General features: G+C 63.7%; 8 protein-coding genes and 1 pseudogene. 1 reads left to right on the top strand and 8 read right to left on the bottom strand.

The genetic code is table 11. From position 1 onward, the window contains the following. Window positions 1–370: 370 nt before the first annotated feature. On the bottom strand, window positions 371–1039 hold the full coding sequence (locus HEP69_RS23365; RefSeq protein WP_290560926.1) for a hypothetical protein: 669 nt from the start codon (window positions 1037–1039) through the stop codon (window positions 371–373). A 203-nt stretch (window positions 1040–1242) separates the two neighbouring features. Here HEP69_RS23365 and infC point away from each other — a divergent pair, with 203 nt between their 5' ends. Continuing rightward, window positions 1243–1794 carry a translation initiation factor IF-3 gene (gene infC / locus HEP69_RS23360; RefSeq protein ID WP_290560927.1) on the top strand — a complete coding sequence of 184 codons (552 nt, stop codon included), beginning with the start codon at window positions 1243–1245 and terminating at the stop codon, window positions 1792–1794. Between the two features lie 107 nt (window positions 1795–1901). On the opposite strand, the gene HEP69_RS23355 is transcribed toward infC, so the two are convergent. The 7 genes and pseudogenes from HEP69_RS23355 to HEP69_RS23325 all read right to left on the bottom strand — a co-directional run. Next, window positions 1902–2831 (bottom strand): DUF5996 family protein, encoded by a 930-nt coding sequence (locus HEP69_RS23355; protein WP_290560925.1) that lies wholly within the window; start codon window positions 2829–2831, stop codon window positions 1902–1904. An 85-nt stretch (window positions 2832–2916) separates the two neighbouring features. Continuing rightward, the gene (locus HEP69_RS23350; protein WP_290560924.1) at window positions 2917–3708 is read right to left on the bottom strand and encodes a xanthine dehydrogenase family protein subunit M; all 792 of its coding nucleotides are present in this window, start codon (window positions 3706–3708) and stop codon (window positions 2917–2919) included. Window positions 3709–3809: 101 nt separating this feature from the next. After that, window positions 3810–6173 (bottom strand): xanthine dehydrogenase family protein molybdopterin-binding subunit, encoded by a 2364-nt coding sequence (locus HEP69_RS23345; RefSeq protein ID WP_290560923.1) that lies wholly within the window; start codon window positions 6171–6173, stop codon window positions 3810–3812. A 135-nt stretch (window positions 6174–6308) separates the two neighbouring features. Next, the gene (locus tag HEP69_RS23340) at window positions 6309–6794 is read right to left on the bottom strand and encodes a (2Fe-2S)-binding protein (RefSeq protein WP_290560922.1); all 486 of its coding nucleotides are present in this window, start codon (window positions 6792–6794) and stop codon (window positions 6309–6311) included. A gap of 109 nt (window positions 6795–6903) precedes the next feature. Then, the gene (locus HEP69_RS23335; RefSeq protein WP_290560921.1) at window positions 6904–7908 is read right to left on the bottom strand and encodes a molybdopterin-binding protein; all 1005 of its coding nucleotides are present in this window, start codon (window positions 7906–7908) and stop codon (window positions 6904–6906) included. Next, window positions 7905–8876: an XdhC family protein gene (locus HEP69_RS23330; protein ID WP_290560920.1), complete on the bottom strand. Its 972-nt coding sequence runs from the start codon at window positions 8874–8876 to the stop codon at window positions 7905–7907. The genes HEP69_RS23335 and HEP69_RS23330 overlap by 4 nt, the downstream gene beginning before the upstream one ends. 117 nt (window positions 8877–8993) lie before the next feature. Beyond that, window positions 8994–9600, bottom strand: a pseudogene (locus HEP69_RS23325) (VWA domain-containing protein); the annotation flags it as partial.

Raw genomic sequence — 9600 nt, 5'->3', positions numbered from 1 at the left:
TTGCCCCGCCGCCCCTGCAATACAGACCGGGTTGACAGTGAAGGTTCTGCATGCGGCACCCAGCAGTCTTGCTCATACGTGCCCCTCGATCCAACCACGATTGCCGCAGAGCATCTCCACTCCTCTGCCCGGATGGCATCCCATGCGACCGGAGGCGACGCCATTGACGGAGCGCGTGCCGGACCATGTGCCATCCCACTGCGCGCAGGTCAGGTCTACGCCGCACCGGTTTGATCGCCTGCGCAGTGTCCACTTCGGGCAACACGTCCGTTGTCGCGCGGAGGGGCGCCAAGGCTTCGTGCCCTTGAACAAAGAAGTGCCCCCGACCAGCGGGGGCACTTGAGACACCGTCAAATGAAGGTCGGACTTTTCAGAGACCCAGGGCCTCGCGCACCTGATCCAGGATTTGTTGCAAAAGCTCAGGGTTGTCGCGCGCCTGATCCAGCCCGGTCTTGAGCGTTGTCTGCTGCAAAGCCCCCAGATCCGATCCCTCGATCAGCTCGGACACGCGGTCAAAATCGAACCCCTCGACCGTCAGAAGATCGGCGGGGTTCATCGTTTCCGTCGCCGCGGCAACCGCATCGCCCGCCGCCGTGGCGACGTTCTCAGCCGCATCATCCGCGGCTGTGGCAGCACTCTGAGCGGCATCGCTTGCGCCCTCCACGGCCTGGGTCGTGGCATCTGCCGCACCCTCGGTCGTCTCACCCGCCGCACCGGTCACAGCGTTGATTGCATCCTCGACCGCATCGGCGGCGCCTTGTGCTGCGTTATCGAGCGCATCGGCAGCGCCTTGGACAGCATCGCTTGCCTGATCCGCAGCGTCATTCACCGCGTCTTCGACCGTTGTCACCGTCTCATCAACAGCCTCATCGACGGTCCGGTCGGCCTCGTCCAGCGGGTCAGGTGCCGTCACCGCCTCTGCCGCTGGCTCTTGCGTGGCCACAGCCGCTGGTGGCTCGTCCGCCTCTCGGCCGACAAAGAAAAAATACCCGCCAGCTGCAATCGCAACCACAGCAACAATCAATAACAGGTTTCTCATTTGAAACTCTCCATGTCACACCCGGCAAACGCCCCCTGCGCGCCGATGCGCAAAGCCATGTCAGGAAGGATCGCCGGAAAAAAGGCGAAAGGCCCAAGCGCTCCGAAATCAGCAGCGTTTGGCCTATTTGCGCCTTGAAGTGGCATCGCCCCGCGTTTACCTTGCGATCTCAGATTTGCGACAACAAACAAAGGAACACAGACATCGCCCGCAGACCCCACAACGCGCCGCCGCAACGCGACACCGGCCCCCGCGTTAACGAAAAGATCCGCGCCCCTGAGATTCGCCTGATCGGTGCCGAAGGCGAAAACGTGGGTGTCGTCACACCCGAGCGCGCCATGGGCATGGCCGAAGAGGCCGGTCTCGACCTGGTGGAGATTTCGCCCAACGCCGCTCCGCCCGTGTGCAAGATCATGGATTACGGCAAGTTCAAGTATGAACAGCAAAAACGCGAGAGCGAGGCGCGCAAGAAACAAAAGATCATCGAAGTCAAAGAGGTCAAGTTCCGCCCCAATACGGACACCCATGACTACGAAGTGAAAATGCGCAATGTGTTCAAGTTCCTCGAAAACGGCGACAAGGTAAAAGTCACGCTACGGTTTCGGGGGCGCGAGATGGCGCACCAGAACCTGGGACGCCAATTGCTCGAACGTGTCGCCGAAGATACCAAAGAGGTGGGTAAGGTTGAAAACATGCCCAAGATGGAAGGCCGTCAGATGATCATGATGATCGGACCCCTGCCGCAAAAAGGCTGATCGCGCCCCAGTGACGATCCTCAAAGGCGCCCGCTTGCGGCGCCTTTTCTGCGCCCCCCCGGGAGGTTGCTCCGCACAGGGGGGGGCATGCTCAGGCGGCACAGCGTTCAGATCGGTGGCGGTTTGCCCATTGGCGCGGTGCGACGATCCAGGGCGGCACGGTCCCACGCGCCCAGATCCGCCGCCGCAGAATAGGTCGAGCGCAGAAAGGCCAGCAACGCCTCTTCGGGGCGGTTGGCGTTCCGCACTGCCGCATAGGGCAGGACGAACTCACCCAGCGCCGCGTCGAAAGACGCAGCCGCCGGCACAACGGCGGCGTCTGCAAACCCGCCCGGCACGGGATAGGCATAGGCATAAAACGCCGCCTCCTCCAGACCGCCGCCGCCGGGCCAGAACCCGGCCGAGCTCACCTCGTGGCTATAAGCCTCCTGTGTGACCGCATCGGGCAAGGCGGGAAATCCACCGGGATGCAGGGGCGCGGGCCGTCCCGAAAACCGCGTCACCGCCAGATCGAAGCTTCCCCAGAACAGATGCACCGGGCTGGACTTGCCCAGAAACTCGGCCCTGAATTGCTGAAATACCGGCACCATCGCGCGCAATGCACACCAATAGTCATGCGCCGCATCCGCGTCATAGGCGCCCGGGGCGGTCTGCTTGGCAAAAGGCACCGGGTCGGGCACCTCATTCGGGCTGCCGTGAAACCGGTCGGGTGCGCCCACCGCGCGCAGGGCTTCGCGAAACCGTTGATGAAACGCGGCCACCGACATCGGCTCCAGAGCAAAGGAACGCTCAGCACCCGTCGCACAGTACACGATCAGCCGGTGATCCAGAAAATCGAACAGAATCTCATAGGACGAGCCTCCGGTATGCACCGCGGACGAGGTCAGCCCCCGCGCAGTCACATAGAATGTGGCGTGCCAGGAATGGTTCTGCCACGGAGTATGGGCCAGACGGAACTTGCCTGCGATCTGGGACCACATGTGCAGACTGGCACCGGTGTCTTTCCAGCGCGCAAAGGGAATATCGGGCCATCTCATTGCATCATGTTAGCGCAGCGCGGGCAATAGGCACGGGAAAACGGCCCACCACCGGGACCGGACCGTTCCCCGCCGCGTCCAATGCTCAATGCGCGGCGGCAACCGCCCGTTTCGTCAGCGTGCTGACCAGGCTGGCACGATAGGCAGGCGTGCCATGCAAATCACCGATCATCCCGTCGGCAGGCACGCTCAGCCCCTCAATCGCGGCGGCCGAGAACTCACCCGAGAGGGCCGCCTCCGCCTCACTCCACCGGAAGACCCCTTCTTCCGAGGCTCCGGTCACCGCCACTCGAACCCCATCGGCATATTTGGCGACAAAAACACCCGTCAGCGCAAAGCGGGACGCGGGTTGCACGAATTTCTCGTAATGCGCCTTTTCGGGGATCGGGAAACGGACCTCGACAATGATCTCCCCCTCACCCAGCGCTGTTGTGAACATGCCCTGGAAGAACTCATCCGCCGCGATCTCGCGCGTATTGGTGACCACTGTCGCCCCCGATCCCAGAACGGCAGACGGGTAACAGGCCGCCGGATCGTTGTTGGCCAGCGACCCGCCGATGGTGCCGCGATTGCGCACCGCAGGATCGCCGATATGGCTGGCCAACGCGGCCAAGGCTGGATAATGCGCCCCGGCTTGCGCCGCGACCGTGGCATGGATCGTGCCCCCCCCCACCGAGAGCGCCCCGTCATCGCGCAGGCACACGCCCTTCATCTCGGCAATCCCGCTCAGCGAAACCAGCGTCCCAGGCGCGTTCAGCCGCTGCTTCATCGCCGGGATCAGCGTCTGTCCCCCGCCCAGCGCCAGCGCATCCTCTGACCCCAGGGCCGCCGCCGCCTCAGCAATCGTGCCGGGCTGTTCAAACTCGAAATTATACATGTCTCAGTCCTCCCGCCATCAACAAGCACCCTATGCTTCTTCTGGCCAAAAATATTCCCGGGGAGCGCGAGGGGCCGGCCCCTCGCACCCGTCCTCTCCACTCAGCCGTTCATTGCCTGCCACACACGCGCGGGCGACAGCGGCATATCGATATGCGCCACCTCATTCCCGCCCGATTGCAGCGCGTCGATCACCGCATTGACCACCGACGGCGGCGAGCCGATGGCCCCCGCCTCGCCGCATCCCTTCACGCCCAGCGGGTTATGGGTACAGGGCGTCTGGCTGGAATGATCCACCGTATAGAACGGCACATCATCGGCGCGCGGCATCGCATAGTCCATATAGGACCCGCTCAGAAGCTGCCCGTTCTCGTCATAGACACAGCCCTCCAAAAGCGCCTGCCCGATGCCCTGACCGATCCCGCCATGCACCTGACCGTCGACAATCATCGGGTTGACGATATTGCCAAAGTCATCCGCGGCCGAGAACCGCTCGATCGTCACCTTTCCGGTTTCGGGATCCACCTCGACCTCGCAGGCATAGGCGCCCGCCGGATAGGTAAAGTTGGCCGGATCGTAGAACGCGGTCTCCTCCAGTCCCGGCTCGATCTCTTCCAGCGGGAAGTTATGCGGCACATAAGCCGTCAGGGTCACATCGCCCCAGGCCACCGATTTGTCGGTGCCCGCAACACTGAACACCCCGTCCTTCAGCTCGATATCGGCATCCGAGGCCTCCATCAGGTGGGCCGCGATCTTCTTGGCCTTGTTGATCACCTTCTCGGTCGCGCGCACCATGGCCGATCCGCACACCGCGAGGCTGCGGGAGCCATAGGTTCCCATCCCGAACGGGATCTTCGAGGTGTCGCCATGCACGATCTCGATCTGGCTCTCGTCGATCCCGATCATCTCGGCGACCACCTGTGGAAAGGCCGTCTCGTGGCCTTGGCCATGGGAATGGGCCCCCACCATCACCGAAATCGACCCTGTGGCGTTCACCCGCACGGTTGCGGCATCATAAAGCCCCGCGCGCGCGCCCAGCATGCCCACGATGTTCGACGGTGCGATGCCGCAGGCCTCGATATAGGAATTGATGCCCAGCCCCCGCAGCTTGCCGTGCTTCTCGCTTTCGGCGCGCCGCGCGGCAAAGCCCGCGATATCGGCCGCGGCTTCCAGCTTGTCCATCGTGCCGTTGTAATCCCCGGTGTCATAGGTCAACGCCACCGGCGTGTCATAGGGAAACTCGGTGATGAAGTTCTGGCGGCGGAGCGCGATAGGATCCACCCCCCGCTCGCGCGCGGCCATGTCGATCACCCGCTCGATCTGGAACGTGGCCTCCGGCCGCCCCGCCCCGCGATAGGCATCCACCGGCACGGTCGAGGTAAAGACCGCCTTCACATTCACCTGAATGCAGGGCGTCTTGTAATTGCCCGCCATCAGCGTGCCATGCAGCCACGTGGGCACCGAGGACGAGAATGTCGACAGATACGCCCCCATATTGGCCAGCGTATTGGTCCTAAGCGCGGTAAAATTGTTGTCCTTGTCCATCGCCAGTTCGATCTTTGTCACGTGATCGCGGCCATGGGCGTCGGACATGAATGCCTCGGTGCGCGAGGATGTCCATTTCACCGGGCGGTTACACGCCTTGGCGGCGAAGGTGCAAAACGCCTCTTCCGCGTAATGGAAGATCTTGGTGCCGAACCCGCCGCCCACATCGGGGGCGACCACGCGCACCTTGTGCTCGGGCAGACCCAGCACGAAGGCACACATGAGCAGACGGATCACATGCGGGTTCTGGGAGGTTGTATAAAGCGTGTAATCCTCGGTGCCGCGCTCATAGGTGCCCACGGCCACCCGCGGCTCCATCGGGTTGGCAACCAGACGCTGGTTGGTCAGTTCCAGCGTGGTGACGTGATCGGCCTCGGCAAAGGCCTTGTCGACCAACGCATCATCGGTCTCACCCAGAACCCAATCATAGCAGAGGTTCGAGGTCAGGTCGTCATGCAGTTTCGGCGCGCCTTCGGCCAGCGCGGATTTCATATCGACGACTGCAGGCAGGTCCTCAAGATCGACGTCAATCGCCTCCGCCGCATCGCGGGCCTGCTCATAGGTATCCGCCACCACTGCGGCAATCGGATCGCCCACATGGCGGACTTTACCTTGCGCCAGGATCGGGTGCGGCGGCTCCTGCATCGGATTTCCATGGCGGTCGGTGACCTGCCAGCCGCAAGGCATGCCCCCCACCCCTTCAAAATCGGCGCCGGTGAACACTCTGACCACGCCAGGCATCGTTTCGGCGGCCGAGGTATCGATCCCCCTGATCGCCGCATGGGCCACATCCGAGCGCAGGAAATGCACATAGGCCTGACCATTCACGTTGATATCGTCAGTATAGTTTCCGGCCCCTGTCAGGAACCGTACATCCTCGCGCCGCTTCGGGCTGGCGCCAATTCCACTATCTTTCGGCATCTTCATCTCCTCCCTGAGATGGCGGGTCCGCCCGCCTCGATTTCGACGAAAGGCCAGGGATCAAGCCCGCCCCGCCTCTTCTTCTTGCAGAAAATACGACGGGGAGCTCGAGGGGCTGGCCCCTCGATCCATGGCTTATTCCGCGGCGATGGCGCCAACGTCCTGACCGCTGGCGGCCAGGATCGCCTTGACGATATTGTGATATCCGGTGCAGCGGCAGATATTGCCTTCCAGATACGCACGCACCTCGGCCTCGCTGGGCTTGGGGTTGTCCTTAAGCAAGGCCGCCGCCGACATCACCATGCCGGGTGTGCAGAACCCGCATTGCAATCCGTGATGGTCCTGAAATGCCTGCTGGATCACGTTCAGCGATCCGTCCGCATTGGCCTGACCTTCGATGGTGGCCACCTCGGCGCCTTCGGCTTCCAGCGCGAAGATCGTGCAGGCTTTCACCGCTTCGCCGTCCACATGCACCACACAGGCGCCGCATTGCGACGTGTCGCACCCCACATGAGTGCCGGTCAGGCCCAGATGGTCGCGCAGATAGGATGATAGAAGTGTACGGCCTTCCACGTCACCGGACGTGGCTTTACCGTTCACGGTCATTGAGACCTGTGGCATGGCTTCCTCCCGAAAAGCTCGTTGTTGGTTGAGGGTGAGTTAAGCACGCGGCTTTCGCGTTGAGAACAAAAATCTTTTCTCAACGCGGTGATTTTCGGCCGGATTTGGATCAGACCGGTTTTCGCCCCGCGCGCGGCTGCGGACGGGTCGGGATTTCCTTAAGCAATCCGCCGACCCCCATCGCCGCGATATCCGCGCCGCTGACCGCAACCCCGCAGACCACGCGTGACAACACCCAGTCGGCCCCGTTGAGCGCAGGCGAGCGTGCGCATCCCGGCAGGCCGATGACAGGCCGCGCACCCTGACGGCCCAGAAAAAGCAGGTTGCCAGGATCGACCGGCATCCCGAACCGGTCCACATCCCCACCCGCGGCACGCACAGCCATCGGCGCCACATCCTCGACATCCGATGTGGCCGAGCCGGTCAGGATCAGCGCGACATCTCCCCCAAGTGCCGTGAGCGCCTCAGCCAGGGCGTCGACCTCGTGCGGGACGACGCGCAGATCTGCCATTTCCATGCCCAGTGCCTCGACCCGCGCTTCAATGGCACGTTGGCCCTTTTCATTCGAGGGCCCGCCCGGAATATCGGTGATCACCAGACCCGCGGTCCTGAGAACCGGAGGCGCCATGCGAATGCTGTCGCGCGCCGCCTGCGCGGCCATAGCCACATCGCGCGCCGAGACGCCATAGGAAATGATCTTGATCGTGGCGACCATCCCACCTGTGCTCATCTGCTGAAACGCAGGCACCGTGGCGATGGTGATCATCGGATGCACCGCGTTGAACGCCTCCAGGGCCGCGACATCCAGGATCACGACACCCGGTGTCTGTGCAATCAGGTTGACCCGGCCGGTAAAGGGCTGGGTCACCCGCAGACCCGCAAGACCCGGATCCGGCACCAGAGCCTCGGCCAGCACGCGCGCCGCCTCATCTTCATGCAGATCCTCGGGTTCCAGGCGGGCCACCACCACATCATTGAGACCGGCCTCAACCATCTGAGCGACCTGATCGGCACTCAGCCGCACCCCCTTGCGCATTCGCAGGTCGCCCACCCGCACCGAATGGGCCAGGATCGCGCCTTCGGCCCGCGCCAAAGGGACCGCACCGAACCTCATGCCGCCTTGCCGCGCAGGACCGCGGTCATTTCGGCCAGGATCGCAACGGCGATCTCCGCCGGGCCCGCCGCCCCGATATCGAGCCCGATGGGCCCGTGAACGCGCCCGATCTGCGCGGTCGTGAACCCGGCTTGGGTCAACCTCTCCACCCGTTTGGCATGGGTGCGTTTGGAGCCCAACGCGCCCAAATAAAAGACATCTGCTTTCAGCCCCGCCGCCAGCGCCGGATCGTCAAGCTTGGGGTCATGGGTCAAGAGCACCATCGCCGTGCGCGCATCGAGCCCAAGCGCCGCGACCGCCTCGTCGGGCCAGTCGAGCATGATCGTCTCCCCCGGAAACCTATCCGAACTGCCAAACACCACACGCGGGTCGATCAGCACCGGGTCATAGCCCGCAATCCGCGCCATCGGCACCAGCGCCTGCGCGATATGGACCGCCCCGACCACGATCAGACGCAAGGGCGGGTTGTGAACGGCAACGAACACCTCACCGCCCGGCTCAAACCCCGACCGGTCAAGCCGCATGCGCTCGCCATAGCCCGCCCGCACCAATTGCCGCGCACCGGTGCTCAGGTTGACCTCATAGGCCACCGCATCGCGTGTGGCCCGCGCCTCCACCAGCTCGTCCAACATCGCCTCTGGCAGGACCGGACCCACAGGCTCGACCAGCACACGGATTGTACCGCCGCAGGCCAGACCGACGGCAAAGGCATCCTCATCGCTCACACCGAATTCCAGAAGACGATGTGCGCCCGCCTCCAGCGCCTCTTGCGCCTCCACGATCACGGCGCCTTCCACACAGCCGCCCGAAACCGAGCCCTCGATCTCGCCCGCGCCGCTGATCACCAGCTGTGCACCGACCCGACGCGGCGCGCTGCCCCATGTTTCCACCACCGTGGCCAGCGCCGCGCCCTTGCCTGATCGGTGCCAGTCCAGCGCCACTTCCGGGCTCTTGTCAAACCGCTCCATCTCTCCCTCCCTCGATGATGCCACCCAAGCTCCCTCGTTCTTTTCGCCAAAAAATACGACCGCCGGAGGCCCTCCTAAATATAGGTGTGCGCCGCAGGCGCGCAATCGGATCACGGATCAGCCTGTGCGCAACATCTCCATCAGCCGTGCCTTTTCGCCCAGATCATCAGGTTTCGAGATCGCCTCGGCCAGCGCCTCGAGCGACGCGATAGAGTGACCTGCGCGAAAACTGTCCACATGCGGCAGCATCGCGGCGATCCCACGGGCCTTGGGCGCAAACCCGTCCCAGCGCAAGAGCGGATTCAACCAGATCAGCCGCCGGGCCGACAGATGCAGCCGCTCCATCTCGCGCGCCAGGCTTTCCGGATCGTCGCGGTCCAGACCATCGGTGATCAGCAGCACAACCGCCCCCTGCCCCAGGACCCGCCGCGACCAGTCGCGGTTGAACGCGTGCAGGCAGGCCCCGATCCGTGTCCCGCCTTCCCAGTCCTGCGCTTCCGCCCCCGCGGATTTGAGCGCGGCATCCACGTCCCGCTGGCCCATATGGCGGGTGATATTCGTCAATTGGGTGCCCAAAGGGAATGCGTGCACCCCGGCCCCCACCCCCCCCCTTGCATTGTCTCACCCACGCAGGAAATGCAGAACAACCGGGCGTGTACTGGCCCAGGGCGCCGGGGATATCCAACACACCCCCAGATTGGGCACGGCGAGCGTGGCCGCTTGG

The sequence above is a fragment of the Aestuariivita sp. genome, assembly GCF_021404545.1.
Classification (GTDB): domain Bacteria; phylum Pseudomonadota; class Alphaproteobacteria; order Rhodobacterales; family Rhodobacteraceae; genus Aestuariivita.
Note: the sequence above shows the minus strand (reverse complement) of the source record. Positions and strands in the feature narration are given on the sequence as shown.

Bases quoted from the DNA above. Each gene is read 5' to 3' on its own strand.
- HEP69_RS23330 (WP_290560920.1), bottom strand. From the start codon at position 8,876: ATGGAGCGGTTTGACAAGAGCCCGGAAGTGGCGCTGGACTGGCACCGA.
- HEP69_RS23365 (WP_290560926.1), bottom strand. From the start codon at position 1,039: ATGAGAAACCTGTTATTGATTGTTGCTGTGGTTGCGATTGCAGCTGGC.
- HEP69_RS23345 (WP_290560923.1), bottom strand. From the start codon at position 6,173: ATGCCGAAAGATAGTGGAATTGGCGCCAGCCCGAAGCGGCGCGAGGAT.
- HEP69_RS23335 (WP_290560921.1), bottom strand. From the start codon at position 7,908: ATGAGGTTCGGTGCGGTCCCTTTGGCGCGGGCCGAAGGCGCGATCCTG.
- HEP69_RS23350 (WP_290560924.1), bottom strand. From the start codon at position 3,708: ATGTATAATTTCGAGTTTGAACAGCCCGGCACGATTGCTGAGGCGGCG.
- HEP69_RS23340 (WP_290560922.1), bottom strand. From the start codon at position 6,794: ATGCCACAGGTCTCAATGACCGTGAACGGTAAAGCCACGTCCGGTGAC.
- HEP69_RS23355 (WP_290560925.1), bottom strand. From the start codon at position 2,831: ATGAGATGGCCCGATATTCCCTTTGCGCGCTGGAAAGACACCGGTGCC.